The organism is Vibrio sp. 10N.261.45.E2 (genome assembly GCF_002875705.1).
Classification (GTDB): Bacteria; Pseudomonadota; Gammaproteobacteria; order Enterobacterales; family Vibrionaceae; genus Vibrio.
The window spans coordinates 69,783-86,900 of record NZ_MCZZ01000111.1 but is presented as its reverse complement, the minus strand read 5'-3'; the positions used below and the strand labels follow the sequence as shown (position 1 = coordinate 86,900).

Below are 17,118 nucleotides of genomic sequence, written 5' to 3'. Positions count from 1 at the left end.
TGCTGAAAATTAAACTGACTCAAATTGATGTTCATCTCTGTCGACATAGCTTGTTGCTGCTGTCAGGGCTTCATATCTGAATCGATAAGTGTTGGATTTAGGCACTAGGTCAATCACGTGGAACTTCTCTAGTTGTTGACGAGTGTTCTCATTCGGACACAACAGGTACACCTCGCACTGCGCATCCAATGCATCCTTAATCGCATTTTCTAGTGCTAAGCCTACGGTGACATCAATCATAGGCACATCCGTCAGGTCTAGAATCATCGCTTCATAATCTGAGATACTTGAGTGCTGACGTGAAATAGCCTTTGATACACTGAATATCATCGGCCCAGAAAGATAAAAGAACAGCACCTTACCATTTGCACTATCGAGTAACTGACGTTCGCTATCGGTGAGTGGGATATCGTCTTCATCATCACCATCGCTGATCGCCTTAACTTGTCTCGCTTGCTCTCGGCTCAACCTTTCAATAATCAGAATGTTCGAGATAAACACACCAAGGCCAACCGCAATAATCAAGTCAACAAACACAGTCAGTAGCATCACACCGTACATCACACCCATGCCCGCATAACTGACCTTGTGCGCGCGCTGGATAAAACTCCAATCAAGAATATTGAAACCAACATACATCGCGATGCCAGCCAATACAGCCATTGGAATCGGCTCTGTTAAGCCACCCGCGACCAATACCACCAGCGCCAGAACTAATGCACGAATAACACCTGATAGTGGAGAACGAGCACCTACTTGGATATTAGTGACCGTCCCCATAGTAGCACCAGCGCCCGGCAAAGCGCCGAACAAGCCAGAAATCATATTCGCAATACCTTGACCGCGAAGTTCTTTGTCTGAATCGTGCTCTTTACGAGTCAGTGAGTCTCCGATAACCGCGGTCAGAAGCGTATCAATGCAGCCCAACGTACCAAGCACCAAGGCATCAATAACCATGGTGGTGAATTGCTCTGCGCTGATCGTAGGAATAACAAGAGAAGGTAAACCAGCTGGGATTTCACCAATACGGCGAATAGAGTCGGTATCAAAGATAATGACGGACAGGAGTGTCACAGCAACCAAAGCGACCAGTTGAGCGGGCACATATTTACGATATTTAGCAGGAAAACCGAAAAGAATACCGAGCGTCAATGCTCCTAAAAACAGCTCGCTGATTTTGAGATTAGCCAACGTATCTGGAAGTGCAGAAAGCGTGCCCATCACTCCGCCAGAAGGGGCGGCGTGTCCTAATAAAGGAGACAACTGAAGAATAATCAGAATAACGCCAATACCCGACATAAATCCGGAGATCACGCTATATGGCATCAAAGTGACGTATTTTCCGAGCTTTAATGTACCGAGTAATATCTGAAAAGCACCGGCCATCATTACTACGGTGAAGGTCATTGCCATTCCGGTTTCAGGGTACTTGGCCACCATGCTGGTCATTACGGCTGTCATGATTACCGTCATCGGGCCGGTTGGTTCTGAGATCAGACTGCTCGAGCCACCAAACAATGCCGCAAATAGGCCAACCATGATGGCACCCCAAAGGCCAGCTTCCGCGCCCGCACCAGAAGCAACACCAAATGCCAACGCTAAAGGTAATGAAATGATGGCTGTAGTGACACCACCAAACATATCCCCTTTGAGATTGATATCCGTAAAACGACTTCCAAACAAAACACACCTTCCTGATGATGAAATGACAAACCTTATCACTCTAACAAATGTATCAAGTGTTCAGAAAGTGTTAATTCAATCACATTATTCATGTCTTATAACCGGATCGAAGCTTCTACGCTAAGTTAATGATTTTAACGACGAGTACACGTCAGATGAGTACTATTTGACACAGTTTTTACGAGATTGAATTTGTAACATTGTGTATAGTTGAGATTCTTAATTAAGGGATGTAAGACGCAAAATGCCAGAGATTAAACAGCTTTTTGAAAACAACTCTAAATGGTCAGACGAAATTCGTTCAGAGCGACCTGAGTATTTTACAACGCTTGAAGAGGGTCAAAGCCCTGGGTTTCTATGGATTGGCTGCTCAGATAGCCGTGTTCCGGCCGAGCGTCTCACTGGTTTGTATTCTGGCGAACTGTTTGTTCACCGAAATGTGGCGAACCAAGTGGTTCATACCGACCTAAACTGCCTCTCAGTAGTACAGTACGCCGTCGATGTACTCAAAGTAAAACACATCATTGTCTGTGGTCACTACGGTTGTGGCGGTGTTAACGCGGCGATTGATAATCCTAAGCTTGGCCTTATCAACAACTGGTTGCTTCACATCCGCGACAATTACTTAAAATACCGTAAGCAAATCGAGGGGCTTCCTCGTGAGCAATGGGGTGACAAACTGTGCGAGATTAACGTCGCAGAGCAAGTTTATAACCTAGGTAATTCAACCATTATGCAAAACGCATGGGAGCGAGGCCAAGACGTTGAAATCCACGGTGTGGTTTACGGTATTGGCGATGGCAAGTTACAAGACCTTGGCGTACGTTGTTCAAGTAACGATACCCTAGAGAACAGTCACCTAGAGGCACTAAATAAGATCTTAACGATGCCTCTTCTTAGTCAACAAAGCTAGCCCTGACGTAATAAATGCACAAAGCCCGCATCAAGCGGGCTTTTTAATGACTTCTAATCGACAAGCGTAGTGATTACTCTTGAGGTACTACCTTACCGATGTATGGTAGGTGACGATATTTTTGAGCGTAGTCGATACCAACACCAACCACGAACTCATCTGGGATTTCAAAACCAATCCACTTTGTATCTACAGTCACTTCACGGCGAGAAGGTTTGTCTAGTAGCGTACAAATTTCGATTGATTTAGGGCCACGTAGGCTCAGAATCTCTTTTACTTTAGTCAGCGTGTTACCTGTATCGATAATATCTTCTACAAGTAGAACGTCTTTACCTTGGATATCATCATCAAGGTCTTTCAAAATACGAACATCACGTGAGCTTTCCATGCCGTTGCCGTAGCTAGACGCGGTCATGAAATCAACTTGGTGAGTTAAATCGATAGCACGAGCAAGATCCGCCATAAAGACAAAAGATCCACGCAATAAGCCAACTAAAACTAGATCTTCACTACCTTTGTAGTGCTCCGTGATCTGTTTGCCTAGTTCGTTCACTCGATCCTGAACTTCTTGCTCAGAGATCATGACTTCAACTGTATGCTTCATACTGCTCTCATTCTATTTGGTGATTGCGACGAATGTTGACAGTTTCGTCAGTTGTGTCGCTCAATTTTGTGCGTAAGTCTAGCACTGCTCAAATACCCACACCACCTTATGGTTCGAATTTACTGTCAGATTCTCAACGAAATGTGCGCTGGTGCCCTATCCCATACTCGCCTCCTTTCACATCAATACTGATCACGCTTTATGTATCAAGTTTGATGTAACTGTCTATAAAACAAGCTGAAAGGATTGACCATTCGCATATGCACCATTACACTCATCTTGGCTTAAATAATAATAAAATCATTAATATAAAAATTTCGTTGGCAAGGAAAATAAAATGGACTCAATATCTAAGAGACCTAGAACTAGGCTTTCACCTTTAAAAAGAAAACTTCAATTGATGGAAATTGCTCTTGAGGTATTCTCTCGCCGCGGCATCGGTCGTGGTGGACACGCAGATATTGCAGACATCGCTCAGGTGTCTGTAGCAACGGTATTCAACTACTTCCCTACCCGTGAAGATCTGGTTGATGAAGTACTTAATCACGTTGTCCGTCAATTCTCTAACTTCCTTTCAGACAATATCGACTTGGATATTCACGCAAAACAAAACCTACATAATATTGCGACTGAAATGGTGACGTTAGTCGCTCAAGATAGCCATTGGTTAAATGTGTGGTTCGAATGGAGTGCTTCGACTCGTGATGAAGTATGGCCGCTGTTCGTAACAACTAACCGCACCAACCAAATGTTAGTACAAAACATGTTCAGCAAAGCGATTGAACGTGGCGAAGTCTGTGACGATCACGACCCTAAACATCTGGCGAACCTGTTCCACGGCATCTGCTACTCACTATTCATTCAAGCGAAGCGTGTAGAAACACCGGAAGAGCTTTCAAGCTTAACGGATAGCTACTTGAACATGCTGTGCATTTATAAGTAGATTCGAGAAGAATAGTGAAGGGTTGACCTAATGGGTCAACCCTTTTTGTTTTAGCACTCGCTCTTCGTATACTAGAGCGCTGCGTACTCGCATCTCGGAGTGAAACGTTCCTGCTCCTTACTTCAGACATAAAAAAGCCGCTGACGAATCAGCGGCTTTTAAAAACATTAGCGAGTGGCTAAGAAAGAATTACTTCTTCTTTTTCACTGCTTTCTTATTTGGAAGGTCAGTGATTGAACCTTCGAATACTTCCGCAGCTAGACCAACAGACTCGTGTAGAGTCGGGTGAGCGTGGATAGTAAGAGCGATATCTTCTGCGTCACAACCCATCTCGATTGCTAGGCCGATTTCGCCAAGAAGTTCACCACCGTTAGTACCAACAACAGCACCACCGATTACGCGATGAGTCTCTTTGTCGAAGATCATCTTAGTCATACCGTCGGCACAGTCAGAAGCGATTGCACGACCAGAAGCTGCCCAAGGGAAAGTAGCAACTTCGTAGTTGATGCCTTCCGCTTTCGCTTCTTTCTCAGTCTTACCTACCCAAGCAACTTCTGGCTCAGTGTACGCAATTGATGGGATTACTTTAGGATCGAAGTAGTGCTTCTTACCAGAGATAACTTCAGCAGCTACGTGACCTTCATGCACACCTTTGTGCGCAAGCATTGGTTGGCCAACAACGTCACCGATCGCATGGATGTGAGGAACGTTTGTACGCATTTGCTTGTCAACGTTGATGAAACCACGTTCGTCAACTTCGATACCTGCTTTTTCAGCGTCGATAAGTGCACCGTTTGGAACACGACCGATAGCAACAAGAACAGCATCGTAGCGCTCAGCTTCAGCTGGTGCTTTTTTGCCTTCCATTGAAACGTAGATACCGTCTTCTTTCGCTTCAACTGCAGTTACTTTAGTTTCAAGCATTAGCTTGAACTTGTTCTTAATACGCTTAGTGAAGACTTTAACGATGTCTTTATCCGCAGCAGGGATAACTTGGTCGAACATCTCAACTACGTCTACTTTAGAACCTAGAGAGTGGTAAACCGTACCCATTTCAAGACCGATGATACCACCGCCCATGATAAGCAGTTTTTCAGGAACTTCTTTCAGCTCAAGTGCATCCGTAGAATCCCAAATGCGTGGGTCTTCATGTGGAATGAAAGGAAGTTTGATTGGGCGAGAACCCGCAGCGATGATTGCGTTGTCAAAGTTAACTGTTGTTGCTTCGCCTTCGCCTTCAACAAGAATGCTGTTAGGACCTGTGAACTTACCGAAACCGTTAACAACCGTTACGTTACGCATCTTAGCCATACCGCCAAGACCGCCAGTTAGTTGGTCTACTACTTTTTCTTTCCAGATACGGATCTTGCTGATGTCCGTTTGTGGCTCGCCGAATACAACGCCGTGCTCTGCCATCGCTTTAGCTTCTTCGATTACTTTAGAAACGTGAAGAAGTGCTTTTGATGGAATACAACCAACGTTTAGACATACACCACCAAGAGTGCTGTAACGTTCAACTAGTACTGTTTCTAGACCTAAATCCGCACAACGGAATGCAGCTGAGTAACCAGCAGGACCTGAACCAAGTACAACAACTTGGGCTTTAATTTCTTTGCTCATTGTGACCTCTTGTAGTCATTATCCCTAACAGGCTGAGTAGATGTTCTTAAATTATTGGGCTTTCAAACAGGAAACATTTTACAGAGATGTTAACAGTGTGAAAGTAGCTTTAAGTTAGCCTGTGAGCTAGACAACAATTCCCTTCCGCTTTATGAGAAATGCGGGAAACTGTTCTCTAAAAATAGTCTTTATATAAAGAATTAAGGTGACCCGAAAGCCACCTTAATAATTACTTTCTCAATTACAGTACTAGACGACGAATGTCAGATAGTGCGCTGTTTAGGAAAGTAATGAAGCGTGCACCTTCAGCACCATCGATCACACGGTGGTCGTATGATAGAGACAGTGGAAGCTGTAGACGTGGTTGGAACTCTTTACCATTCCAAACTGGCTTAATTTCAGACTTAGATACACCTAGGATACCTACTTCTGGAGCATTTACGATTGGAGTAAATGCAGTACCGCCAATACCACCAAGGCTAGAGATTGTGAAACAACCGCCTTGCATGTCTGCCGCTGTTAGCTTACCAGAACGTGCTTTCTTAGAAACAGCCATTAGCTCTTCAGATAGCTCGTAAATGCCTTTCTTGTTCACGTCTTTGAATACAGGAACAACTAGACCGTTTGGTGTATCAACAGCGATACCCACGTTTACGTACTTCTTAAGAATGATGCTTTCGCCATCTTCAGAAAGAGAAGAGTTAAACGCTGGGAATGCTTCTAGCGCTTTAGCAACAGCTTTCATGATGAACACTAGTGGAGTGATCTTCATGCCAGTGTCTTTCTTCGCTTCGATTGCGTTCTGTTCTTTACGGAATGCTTCCAGCTCAGTGATGTCTGCGTTATCCCACTGTGTAACGTGAGGGATCATTACCCAGTTACGGTGTAGGTTTGCGCCAGAGATCTTCTTGATCTTAGAAAGCTTCTGAACTTCAGTTTCGCCGAACTTGCTGAAGTCAACTTTTGGCCATGGTAGTAGACCAAGAGCAGAACCGTCGCCGCCTTTGCCAGATGCTGCTGCACCAGACTCTAGACGCTTAAGTGCATCTTTAACGTAAGACTGAACGTCTTCTTTAAGTACACGGCTCTTACGACCAGTACCTTTAACTTTCGCTAGGTTTACACCGAACTCACGAGCTAGACGACGAACAACTGGAGACGCGTGTGCGTACTCACCGTTCTCTTGGAAGTCGCCAGCTGCTGCTGGAGCCGCTGCCGGTGCTTCTGCTTTAGGAGCAGGTGCCGCCGCTGGAGCTGCTGCTTGTGCAGGTGCTGCAACAGGAGCTGGAGCTGCGCCTTCTACAACAAACGTCATGATTAGAGAGCCAGTTGACACTTTGTCGCCAGCTGCAATCTTGATCTCTTTAACTGTACCAGCGAATGGTGCAGGAACTTCCATTGAAGCTTTGTCGCCTTCAACAGTAATTAGAGATTGCTCTTCTTCTACTGTATCGCCAACCGCTACCATGATTTCAGTAACTTCTACTTCGTCACCACCGATGTCAGGAACGTTTACTTCTTTCTCAGCAGATGCTGCTGGAGCCGCTGCAACTGGTGCGGCCGCCGCAGGAGCCGGAGCTGCTGCAGGTGCTGAACCAGCTACCTCGAATACCATTACTAGAGAACCAGTAGAAACTGAATCACCAGAAGCGATCTTGATTTCTTTAACGATACCAGCGAATGGTGCAGGAACTTCCATTGAAGCCTTGTCGCCTTCAACAGTAAGAAGAGATTGCTCTTCTTCTACTGCATCACCGATAGCAACCATGATTTCAGTTACTTCAACTTCATCACCGCCGATATCTGGTACGTGAACTTCTTTAAGCTCAGCTGCCGCTGCAGGAGCTGCAGCAACTGGTGCCGCCGCTTCAACTGCTGGCGCAGCCGGTGCTGCTACAGCACCTTCTGCTTCGAAGATCATGATAAGAGAACCAGTAGAAACAGAATCGCCTTCTGCTACTTTGATTTCTTTAACGATACCCGCTTGAGACGCTGGAACTTCCATTGAAGCTTTGTCGCCTTCAACAGTGATCAGTGACTGCTCTTCTTCAACCTTGTCGCCAACGTTTACAAGAATCTCAGTTACTTCAACCTCGTCAGCACCGATGTCTGGTACATTAATTTCGATTGTCATTGTATTTACCTACCTTAATGCCAGTCTTATGCGTATTGCGGGTTAGTTTTTTCAGTGTCGATATCGAACTTAGCAATTGCTTCAACAACTACAGATTTCTCGATGTCACCACGTTTAGCCAGTTCAGTTAGAGCTGCAACTACGATGTAGCCAGCGTTAACTTCGAAGTGACGACGTAGGTTTGCACGGCTGTCAGAGCGGCCGAAACCATCTGTACCAAGTACTTTGTAAGACTCAGTTGGCATGTACGCACGTACTTGCTCAGCGTAGTTCTTCATGTAGTCAGTCACTGCGATTGCAGGTTCTTTACCAAGAACAGTTGTGATGTACGGTACTTTCTCTTCAGCTTCTGGGTGAAGCATGTTGTCACGCTCTACCGCTTGGCCGTCACGAGTTAGTTCGTTGAACGACGTTACTGAGAATACGTCAGATGCTACGCCGTACTCTTCGCTTAGAATTTCAGCCGCTTTACGCGCTTCGTTCATGATAGTACCAGAGCTCATTAGTTGAACTTTGCCCTTAGCACCAGCGTGAGATTCAAGCTTGTAGATACCCTTACGGATGCCTTCTTCAGCGCCTTCTGGCATTGCTGGCATTGCGTAGTTCTCGTTCATTACTGTTAGGTAGTAGTAAACGTTCTCTTGCTCAGGACCGTACATGCGACGGATACCGTCTTGCATGATTACCGCTAGCTCGTAAGCGAACGTTGGGTCGTAAGAGATACAGTTAGGGATAGTGTTCGCTTGAATGTGCGAGTGACCATCTTCGTGCTGTAGACCTTCACCGTTCAGTGTTGTACGACCTGCTGTAGCACCTAGTAGGAAGCCACGAGCTTGTTGGTCACCTGCTAGCCATGCCATGTCACCAATACGTTGGAAACCGAACATTGAGTAGTAGATGTAGAACGGGATCATTGGTAGGTCGTTCGTGCTGTATGAAGTTGCCGCTGCAACCCATGAAGCCATAGAACCTAGTTCGTTGATACCTTCTTGAAGTACTTGACCAGACGTTGCTTCTTTGTAGTAAGAAACGATGCCTTTATCTTCAGGTGTGTATTCTTGACCGTGTGGGTTGTAGATACCAACCTGACGGAATAGACCTTCCATACCGAATGTACGAGCTTCATCACAGATGATAGGAACGATGTTCTTACCAATGTTCTTATCTTTAAGAAGGATGTTTAGCGTACGAACATAAGCCATAGTTGTAGAGATATCACGCTTCTGCTCACCTAGTAGAGGTGCGAATGCGTCTAGCTCAGGAACTTTGAATTCTTGAGTGAATTTAGGCAGACGTGCTGGCGTGTAACCTTGTAGAGCTTTACGACGAGCATGTAGGTATTCGTACTCAGCAGAACCTTCTTCAAGAGTCAGGTAAGGAAGCTCAGACACTTTCTCATCAGAAAGGATGTCTTGTAGGCCTAGACGGTCACGTAGGTATTGTACGTGAGTCATGTCCATCTTCTTAACACCGTGTGCGATGTTCTTACCTTCTGCAGCTTCACCCATACCGTAACCTTTAACTGTCTTAGCTAGGATTACTGTTGGCTTGCCACCTGTCTCTTTTGCATTGTTGAATGCAGCGAACAGTTTAGAAGAATCGTGACCACCACGCTTCAGTTCGAAGATTTGGTCGTCAGTCATGTCTGCAACTAGTGCAGCTGTTTCTGGGTACTTACCAAAGAAATGCTCACGTACGTATGCGCCATCTTTAGATTTGAATGTCTGGTAGTCACCATCGATAGTTTCGTTCATTAGTTGAAGAAGCTTACCAGTAGTGTCTTTAGCTAGTAGAGAATCCCAGTTGCTACCCCAGATAACTTTAACAACGTTCCAACCTGCGCCTTTGAATAGGCCTTCAAGTTCTTGGATGATGCTACCGTTACCCATTACAGGGCCGTCTAGACGCTGTAGGTTACAGTTGATTAGGAAACATAGGTTGTCTAGCTTCTCACGCGCAGCGAAAGAGATAGCACCACGTGATTCTGGCTCATCCATCTCACCGTCGCCTAGGAAAGCGTATACACGTTGAGCAGAAGTATCTTTAAGACCACGGCCTTCTAGGTACTTAAGGAAGCGAGCTTGGTAGATCGCAGAGATCGGACCTAGACCCATAGATACTGTAGGGAACTGCCAGAACTCAGGCATCAGTTTAGGGTGCGGGTAAGAAGGGATACCTTTACCATCAACTTCTTGACGGAAGTTATCTAGCTGCTCTTCAGTTAGACGACCTTCAACGAATGCACGAGAGTAGATACCAGGAGAGATGTGACCTTGGTAGTAAACTAGATCGCCACCGTCTGTCTCGTTTGGAGCACGGAAGAAGTGGTTGAAACATACTTCGTAGAACGCTGCTGCTGACTGGTAAGAAGCCATGTGACCACCAAGGTCTAGGTCTTTCTTAGAAGCACGCAATACGATCATGATTGCGTTCCAGCGAATAATCGAACGAATACGACGCTCAAGAGTTACGTCACCAGGGTAAGCTGGCTCTTGTGCTGCTGGAATTGTGTTGATGTAGTTTGTGTTGATGCCTGTAGCCATATCAACACCATCTAAACGCGCTTTATCTAGAACTTGTTCTAGTAAAAACTGTGCACGTTCTACACCTTCTTCACGTACTACTGACTCAAGAGCTTCTAACCAATCTTGAGTTTCCAGAGCATCAACGTCATGCTTCATGTCAGACATGGCGATCTATCCTTTTTGTTAGTTGGATTCTACTAAACACGTAAATAACCGAAGTATTACGGCTATTTACCCTGTTGAATTCGACGTAAAGAACGTTCGCGACGCGATTCTTCTTTGGTCAAATCCATCAATGTTTCTTCGATGTAAGCTAAATGAGAGTGTGACATTTCACGTGCCTGTTCTGGCTGTCCTGAAACGATCGCATCCACAATGTTAGCTCGATGTATACTCACTTTCTCCACAACGTCTTTACGACGATGCAACAGCTTTAAATTTTCTAAGACGTTTTGTTCGAGTAACGGAGCCAAACTACGAACAATGTGCAATAACACCACATTGTGCGCTGCCTCTGTTAAAGCAATAAGAAAAGCCATCACTGCTGCAGATTCGGCTTCAATATCACCCTTATCTTGCGCACCGTGAATTTTTTCTTGGCATGCTTGAATTCGAGCAAAGTCTTCATCAGTTCCACGCAATGCCGCGAAGTAAGCCGAAATCCCTTCCATCGCATGACGCGATTCCAACAAGTCTAGTTGGGTTTCAGAATGGGAGGACAACAAATTAAGCAAAGGATCTGAAAAGCTTTTCCAGATATTTTCACTAACAAACGTACCTCCACCTTGACGGCGAGTAAGCAAGCGTTTTGCTTCTAAACGTTGTATCGCTTCTCGGATCGAAGGACGAGACACATCGAACTGTTTCGCCAGTTCACGCTCAGGCGGCAGCTGCTGCCCTGGAGCCAGTGTTCCTTCCACTATCAACCTTTCTAACTCTTGTTCGATAACATCGGAGAGTTTTGGCTGACGAATCCTTTGATAAGCCATAGTTTGTTATTCTTCTTTTTCTTCGCTGACAATTGGTAATACCAATTTTAAGTTGGGCAGAAATTAACATAATTAAAACGCCACTGTCCAGTGTAAAATTGACCTGCATCATAGAACGCAGTGTGAATTAACCGTGATTTAACAAATGAAATTTAAAACAGCAACCAAATTGGTCTTACCATTTACAGGGGTAATACTTTTGGGGAGTATTCGTGCTAGAAAGTTTCAGGATAAAAATGAATTGTTTCAGAAAGATTAGTATCACTTGTTTAAAAATCGAACCAAGCGCACATTTAGGATGGAAATTCTGTTCATAAGTTTTAATATATGGGTGTTTGATAAGCTCGTCACACTCTCGATTTATTGACGCTCTTCTCTCCACCACTTTCTTTACATAGCAACAACAAAAATTCACAAGTCGTTATGCTAAGCGTTGATTAAGCAAGGCTCTGCAATTGGCAGAGCCATAAAGAAGATTAGGGGTTAGAAACGCAGTTTGCCTTTAAATTTTATCCAGTCGAAGACCAAACCAGGGTCTGTTTTGCGCAGAGGTGCAATATATTGATGGCCAGTAATGCGTTCATTGGTGATTTGAGGAAAGCTTGATACCAGTGTTTTAGTTAACTGGGTCAGAGCTTGATATTGCTGCTCGCTATAAGCCACAAAGTCACTGCCCTCCAATTCGATGCCAATAGAATAATCATTACACCTTTCACGCCCAGCGAAACTCGACTGGCCCGCATGCCAAGCACGATCAAGAAACGAAACAAACTGCACAACCTCACCATCACGACGAATTAAGCAGTGTGCTGACACACCCATTTGATGAATCACCTTAAAGAAAGGATGCTCTGTTGGGTCGAGTTTGCCAGTAAAAAACTGTTCGATATGAGGCCCACCAAATTGACCCGGAGGTAGGCTAATGTTGTGAACCACCAATAGAGATATATCATCGCTACTAGGTCTCGCATCAAAATACGGCGAAGGAACATGCCGAGCGTTGTCGTACCATCCGTTGGAGCTGATCGTCATCTTGGTCTCACTTTCTTTTCTGCTAGCACAATAAGATGTGACCTTACCCATAGAGCAGTCGCGCTAGCCTCTTTAATTTGAAGTTAAGCAAGAGTATCATTCCATTCCCACTCCCTTTCAAGATTAGATTTGCGATGAAAAACACACATAACAGCCACCAACGCCTTGACTACTTAAAAGAGCAGCTGCCTCTAGAGATCACTCGTGCAGTCGCTGAAACCATCAAAGAAGATCTAGGTGGAACGTTAGATCCAGCGGCTGATATCACGGCAAGTCTAATCCCTGCAGACGCAATCAACACTGCAACCATCATTACCCGTGAGCACGGCGTGTTCTGTGGTAAAGCTTGGGCTGATGAAGTGTTTAAGCAATTGGGCGGTGAAGTGACTATCGAGTGGAATGTAGAAGATGGCGACAAGGTTGAACCAAACCAAACGCTTTGCACGCTAACAGGCCCAGCACGCGCGCTATTAACGGGTGAGCGTAACGCAATGAACTTCATTCAAACGCTCTCTGGCTGTGCGACGACGACGGCTATCTACGCAGACAAAATTAAACACACAGAGTGCCGCTTGCTAGATACGCGTAAAACGATCCCTGGCTTACGCAGCGCACTGAAATACGCGGTGGCTTGTGGTGGCGGTTTCAATCACCGTATTGGTGTTTTCGATGCTTACCTAATCAAAGAAAACCACATCATCGCTTGTGGTGGTATTGAGAAAGCTATCTCTACGGCAAAAGAGCTGAACCCAGGTAAGCCAGTGGAAGTTGAAACCGAAAGCCTAGAAGAGCTGGAGCAAGCGATCAGTGCTGGCGCAGACATCATCATGCTAGACAACTTCACTACAGACATGATGCGTGAAGCGGTCAAAATCAACGCTGGCCGCGCGGCATTAGAAAACTCAGGTAACGTGACGCTAGATACGATTGCAGAGTTCGCTGAAACAGGCGTTGATTACATCTCGGTAGGTGCACTAACCAAGCACTTGAAAGCAATGGATTTATCAATGAGATTCAAATCGTAATTGACTGAATAATAAATAATTTCTATAAAGGCACTGTTAATGACGGTGCCTTTTTATTACCTGAATTATCAGTATTTCAAAGACTTATTTAAGTTGATCGCATAAATTTGCTTTCTATATGAAACACTACACTAATAAATACCAAACCACTCGCGACCACACCTGAACACCATTCCACTTCTACATTTCGACTTCTATTCTCTCAATCAACCAGTGCTTGCACTGAAACAAACTAAAGAATGGAATTAGACAATGAATAACAAAAATAAAAGAACGAACCAGAAAGGCTTTACGCTGATTGAATTGATGATTGTGATAGCTATTATTGGTGTGTTGTCAGCGATCGCTGTACCTCAATATCAAAGCTATATTGCCAAGAGCGAAGCGGTATCAGCTCTTGCATCAATAACAAGTCATAGAACAAACGTTGAAACATACGTTTTAGAGAATGGTACTTTTCCGGCAACTTCGGCAGCTTTAGCGGTACCAACATCCCCATTAGGTATCATTTCATATGAGAATATAACCAGTGCCGCTGGAAGTATACAATTCGAATTTAATGGGACAGGCGTTAGTCCTGACGTCGTATCTAGTAAGGTTAATTTAGTCAGAGATTCTAATGGAGCATGGTCATGTACATCAGATGTCGATGGTAGCTTAAAACCTAAAGGTTGCTCATAAGTGCTAACCAACCTTCCAACCGTTCTTCGTCAGGCTGACTTACTTAGCCTGACTCAAGAACAAGCCGTGGCGGAACATGTACAAGCTTCAGGTATTTCGACACCTGAAGCTTTGCTCGTTCTGGAGTTGTTCAACGGCGATTCCTTAGCAAATAATATAAAAACCATCTTCGGTTTACCGTTAGTACAACTTGCCAATACTGATTACGAAACCTTATGTGATCAATTAGGGCTTCGCGAGCTGATCACCAAGTATCGTGCGATACCAATTTCAGTATCTAATTCGACTCTCACTCTCGCCTCAGCTGATCCGACCGATTTACAAGCGGAAGATGATTTCCGTTTTGCTACGGGACTACAGATCGAACTCGTTGTTGCTAACTATTCTGAGTTAGAAGGTGCAATACGTAAGCTGTATGGCCGTTCGATTTCCGGGCAAGACTCCAAACGAAAAGAGATCACTCAAGATGAACTTGCCAACCTGGTTGAAGTATCTGACGACGAGATATCGTCGATAGAAGACCTCAGCCAAGACGACTCCCCTGTCAGCCGATTTATCAATCAGATACTGGTCGATGCGGTGCGTAAAGGCGCTTCCGATATCCATTTTGAGCCCTACGAAGAACACTACCGTGTACGCCTGCGTTGCGATGGTATTCTTGTTGAAATACAACAGCCCGCATCTCATTTAAGTCGCCGTTTATCTGCTCGTCTGAAAATTCTCGCCAAGCTTGATATTGCCGAGCGTAGACTACCTCAAGATGGACGAATAAAATTGCGTCTGAATGATGAGCTAGCGATTGATATGCGAGTCTCAACAATGCCGACATTATGGGGCGAAAAGATCGTACTGCGACTGCTTGATAGCAGCGCTGCCAATCTCGATATCGACAAACTTGGCTACAGTGAAGATCAAAAAGCCCTCTACCTTAACGCCTTGAAGCGTCCGCAAGGGATGATCTTAATGACCGGTCCAACCGGCAGCGGCAAAACCGTTTCTCTTTATACTGGGCTTCGAGTACTCAACACCACTGAACGTAATATTTCCACAGCTGAAGATCCTGTAGAGATTAACCTGTGTGGTATCAACCAAGTTCAAGTGACCCCTAAGATTGGCTTTGGGTTTGCTGAGGCGCTGCGATCATTTTTACGACAGGATCCCGACGTGGTGATGGTGGGAGAAATCCGAGATTTAGAAACCGCAGAGATCGCAATCAAAGCATCGCAAACCGGTCACTTAGTCCTTTCGACACTACACACCAACTCAGCAGCAGAAACCGTCACTCGCCTCGCTCATATGGGTATTGAACCCTTTAACCTCGCTTCATCACTGAGTTTGATTATTGCCCAACGCTTGGCGAGGCGGCTGTGTAACCACTGCAAAGAAACTGACGACTCACCAGACATATTTCTGCGTCACTCTATCCCAAATAGCCAAACCATCTACAAAGCCAACACTCAAGGCTGTAATGAGTGCAATCAAGGATACTCCGGCCGCGTTGGTATCTACGAAGTAATGCCATTCACCGACAAACTTAAAAACAGCCTAATTAACAAACCTAATGCGTTAGCAATTGAAGATCTCGCTCGCCGAGAAGGCATGAGAACTCTGCAAGAGTCAGGGATAGATAAATTGCTTGAAGGCACCACCAGCTATCAGGAACTGCAACGTGTTCTGTACCTATAACCCAATGGAGCCCCAATGAGTAGCAAGTCCAAACAATCACAACTAAAAAGCTATCACTGGAAAGGCATTAATAGCTCTGGCAAGAAAGTGTCAGGGCAGACCTTAGCACTCACCGAATTGGAAGTGCGAGAAAAACTCAAAGACCAGCACATTCAGATTAAGAAAATCAAAAAGAAAAGTATTTCAGCCGTCACTCGTTTAACCCATAGAGTCAAAGCCAAAGACATCACTATTTTAACACGACAGCTTGCTACCATGCTGGCTACGGGTGTACCTATCGTGCAAGCCATCAAATTGGTATCAGACAATCACCGCAAAGCAGAAATGAAATCGATTTTATCGCACATCTGCAAAGGTGTAGAAGCCGGAACGCCAATCTCAAAAGCGATGCGAACCGCAAGTCGTCACTTTGATGACCTGTATACCGACTTAGTGGCGACAGGCGAACTATCCGGTAACCTCGCGCAAGTCTTCGAACGTTTGGCAACCTATCGAGAAAAGAGCGAGCAATTAAAATCCAAAGTCGTCAAAGCACTGATTTACCCTGCAATGGTGTTCACCGTTGCACTAACTGTCTCTTATTTAATGCTAACCATGGTAATTCCAGAGTTTGAGTCGATGTTTTCAGGCTTCGGCGCTGATTTACCTTGGTTCACTCAACAAGTACTTTACCTTTCTCATTGGATGCAGGCTTACAGTTTTTATGCGGCCGTAGGCATCGGGCTTGTTGCCCTGATTATTTACCAACTGTGTCAGCGCTCCCACTCGATCAGACTGTCTGTCAGTCGGCTAGGGTTGCGCTTTCCTGTACTTGGCGGCGTGCTAGCCAAAGCCTCTATAGCCAAATTCAGCCGTACCCTATCAACCAGTTTTAGCTCTGGTATTCCGATTCTCATGAGCCTCAAAACCACAGCCAAAACCGCAGGCAACCTGCATTATGAATCGGCCATCATTGAGGTTCACCGAGAAACGGCTGCTGGCATGCCAATGTATATTGCAATGCGCAACACCAATGCCTTTCCTGAAATGGTACTGCAGATGGTGATGATAGGTGAAGAGTCGGGCAACCTTGATGATATGCTCAATAAAGTAGCCTCGATTTACGAGTTTGAAGTAGACAACACCGTCGACAATTTAGGCAAAATTTTAGAGCCACTGATTATCGTATTTTTAGGCACTGTTGTTGGTGGACTTGTGGTTGCAATGTACTTACCGATCTTTAATCTTATGAGTGTGTTAGGATAGATAAAAGCAACTAAACACCCATGAGCAGCAATCTCTGC

General features: G+C 45.0%; 13 protein-coding genes. 6 read left to right on the top strand and 7 right to left on the bottom strand.

Annotated elements, in window-relative coordinates:
• Positions 1 to 9 precede the first annotated feature (9 nt).
• Complete coding sequence (locus BCT34_RS08380) at positions 10 to 1,641, bottom strand: SulP family inorganic anion transporter (RefSeq protein ID WP_174571159.1); 1,632 nt, start codon at positions 1,639 to 1,641, stop codon at positions 10 to 12.
• Positions 1,642 to 1,927: 286 nt separating this feature from the next.
• On the opposite strand from BCT34_RS08380, the gene can reads away from it, so the two are divergent.
• Complete coding sequence (gene can / locus BCT34_RS08375; RefSeq protein ID WP_076655048.1) at positions 1,928 to 2,596, top strand: carbonate dehydratase; 669 nt, start codon at positions 1,928 to 1,930, stop codon at positions 2,594 to 2,596.
• 73 nt (positions 2,597 to 2,669) lie between these two features.
• Here can and hpt read toward each other — a convergent pair whose 3' ends face one another.
• A complete protein-coding gene (gene hpt / locus BCT34_RS08370) occupies positions 2,670 to 3,200 on the bottom strand; it encodes a hypoxanthine phosphoribosyltransferase (RefSeq protein WP_017633235.1) in 531 nt (176 codons plus the stop codon).
• A gap of 337 nt (positions 3,201 to 3,537) precedes the next feature.
• On the opposite strand from hpt, the gene BCT34_RS08365 reads away from it, so the two are divergent.
• Complete coding sequence (locus BCT34_RS08365) at positions 3,538 to 4,143, top strand: LuxR/HapR/OpaR family quorum-sensing transcriptional regulator (RefSeq protein WP_019824386.1); 606 nt, start codon at positions 3,538 to 3,540, stop codon at positions 4,141 to 4,143.
• A gap of 189 nt (positions 4,144 to 4,332) precedes the next feature.
• Here the strand turns inward: BCT34_RS08365 and lpdA are convergent, their stop codons facing one another.
• The 5 genes from lpdA to ampD all read right to left on the bottom strand — a co-directional run bounded on the left by lpdA (position 4,333) and on the right by ampD (position 12,494).
• Positions 4,333 to 5,763, bottom strand: a complete 1,431-nt coding sequence (lpdA, locus tag BCT34_RS08360; protein WP_063524431.1) for a dihydrolipoyl dehydrogenase — start codon at positions 5,761 to 5,763, stop codon at positions 4,333 to 4,335.
• A 241-nt stretch (positions 5,764 to 6,004) separates the two neighbouring features.
• Positions 6,005 to 7,897, bottom strand: a complete 1,893-nt coding sequence (gene aceF, locus BCT34_RS08355) for a pyruvate dehydrogenase complex dihydrolipoyllysine-residue acetyltransferase (RefSeq protein WP_076655046.1) — start codon at positions 7,895 to 7,897, stop codon at positions 6,005 to 6,007.
• Positions 7,898 to 7,923: 26 nt separating this feature from the next.
• Complete coding sequence (aceE, locus tag BCT34_RS08350; protein WP_017629814.1) at positions 7,924 to 10,587, bottom strand: pyruvate dehydrogenase (acetyl-transferring), homodimeric type; 2,664 nt, start codon at positions 10,585 to 10,587, stop codon at positions 7,924 to 7,926.
• Between the two features lie 62 nt (positions 10,588 to 10,649).
• Complete coding sequence (pdhR, locus tag BCT34_RS08345) at positions 10,650 to 11,411, bottom strand: pyruvate dehydrogenase complex transcriptional repressor PdhR (protein WP_004735446.1); 762 nt, start codon at positions 11,409 to 11,411, stop codon at positions 10,650 to 10,652.
• 483 nt (positions 11,412 to 11,894) lie between these two features.
• Positions 11,895 to 12,494 (bottom strand): 1,6-anhydro-N-acetylmuramyl-L-alanine amidase AmpD, encoded by a 600-nt coding sequence (gene ampD, locus BCT34_RS08335; protein ID WP_076655044.1) that lies wholly within the window; start codon positions 12,492 to 12,494, stop codon positions 11,895 to 11,897.
• An 83-nt stretch (positions 12,495 to 12,577) separates the two neighbouring features.
• Between ampD and nadC the strand changes: the two genes are divergently transcribed.
• The 4 genes from nadC (at position 12,578) to BCT34_RS08315 (ending at position 17,080) form a co-directional block, all read left to right on the top strand.
• Entirely contained in the window at positions 12,578 to 13,468 is an 891-nt protein-coding gene (gene nadC, locus BCT34_RS08330; RefSeq protein ID WP_076655040.1) for a carboxylating nicotinate-nucleotide diphosphorylase, read from the top strand.
• Between the two features lie 252 nt (positions 13,469 to 13,720).
• Positions 13,721 to 14,149 carry a pilin gene (locus tag BCT34_RS08325; RefSeq protein WP_076655038.1) on the top strand — a complete coding sequence of 143 codons (429 nt, stop codon included), beginning with the start codon at positions 13,721 to 13,723 and terminating at the stop codon, positions 14,147 to 14,149.
• Positions 14,150 to 15,835, top strand: coding sequence for a type IV-A pilus assembly ATPase PilB (gene pilB, locus BCT34_RS08320; protein ID WP_076655036.1), 1,686 nt, complete (start codon positions 14,150 to 14,152; stop codon positions 15,833 to 15,835). It begins immediately after the preceding gene.
• A gap of 15 nt (positions 15,836 to 15,850) precedes the next feature.
• Positions 15,851 to 17,080: a type II secretion system F family protein gene (locus BCT34_RS08315; RefSeq protein ID WP_076655033.1), complete on the top strand. Its 1,230-nt coding sequence runs from the start codon at positions 15,851 to 15,853 to the stop codon at positions 17,078 to 17,080.
• Positions 17,081 to 17,118 lie beyond the last annotated feature (38 nt).

What these genes read in the sequence shown, in the direction of transcription:
- aceE (WP_017629814.1), bottom strand. Translation starts at nt 10,587, where the DNA reads ATGTCTGACATGAAGCATGACGTTGATGCTCTGGAAACTCAAGATTGG.
- BCT34_RS08365 (WP_019824386.1), top strand. Translation starts at nt 3,538, where the DNA reads ATGGACTCAATATCTAAGAGACCTAGAACTAGGCTTTCACCTTTAAAA.
- BCT34_RS08325 (WP_076655038.1), top strand. Translation starts at nt 13,721, where the DNA reads ATGAATAACAAAAATAAAAGAACGAACCAGAAAGGCTTTACGCTGATT.
- can (WP_076655048.1), top strand. Translation starts at nt 1,928, where the DNA reads ATGCCAGAGATTAAACAGCTTTTTGAAAACAACTCTAAATGGTCAGAC.
- BCT34_RS08315 (WP_076655033.1), top strand. Translation starts at nt 15,851, where the DNA reads ATGAGTAGCAAGTCCAAACAATCACAACTAAAAAGCTATCACTGGAAA.
- aceF (WP_076655046.1), bottom strand. Translation starts at nt 7,897, where the DNA reads ATGACAATCGAAATTAATGTACCAGACATCGGTGCTGACGAGGTTGAA.
- pdhR (WP_004735446.1), bottom strand. Translation starts at nt 11,411, where the DNA reads ATGGCTTATCAAAGGATTCGTCAGCCAAAACTCTCCGATGTTATCGAA.
- ampD (WP_076655044.1), bottom strand. Translation starts at nt 12,494, where the DNA reads ATGGGTAAGGTCACATCTTATTGTGCTAGCAGAAAAGAAAGTGAGACC.
- hpt (WP_017633235.1), bottom strand. Translation starts at nt 3,200, where the DNA reads ATGAAGCATACAGTTGAAGTCATGATCTCTGAGCAAGAAGTTCAGGAT.
- lpdA (WP_063524431.1), bottom strand. Translation starts at nt 5,763, where the DNA reads ATGAGCAAAGAAATTAAAGCCCAAGTTGTTGTACTTGGTTCAGGTCCT.
- BCT34_RS08380 (WP_174571159.1), bottom strand. Translation starts at nt 1,641, where the DNA reads ATGTTTGGTGGTGTCACTACAGCCATCATTTCATTACCTTTAGCGTTG.
- nadC (WP_076655040.1), top strand. Translation starts at nt 12,578, where the DNA reads ATGAAAAACACACATAACAGCCACCAACGCCTTGACTACTTAAAAGAG.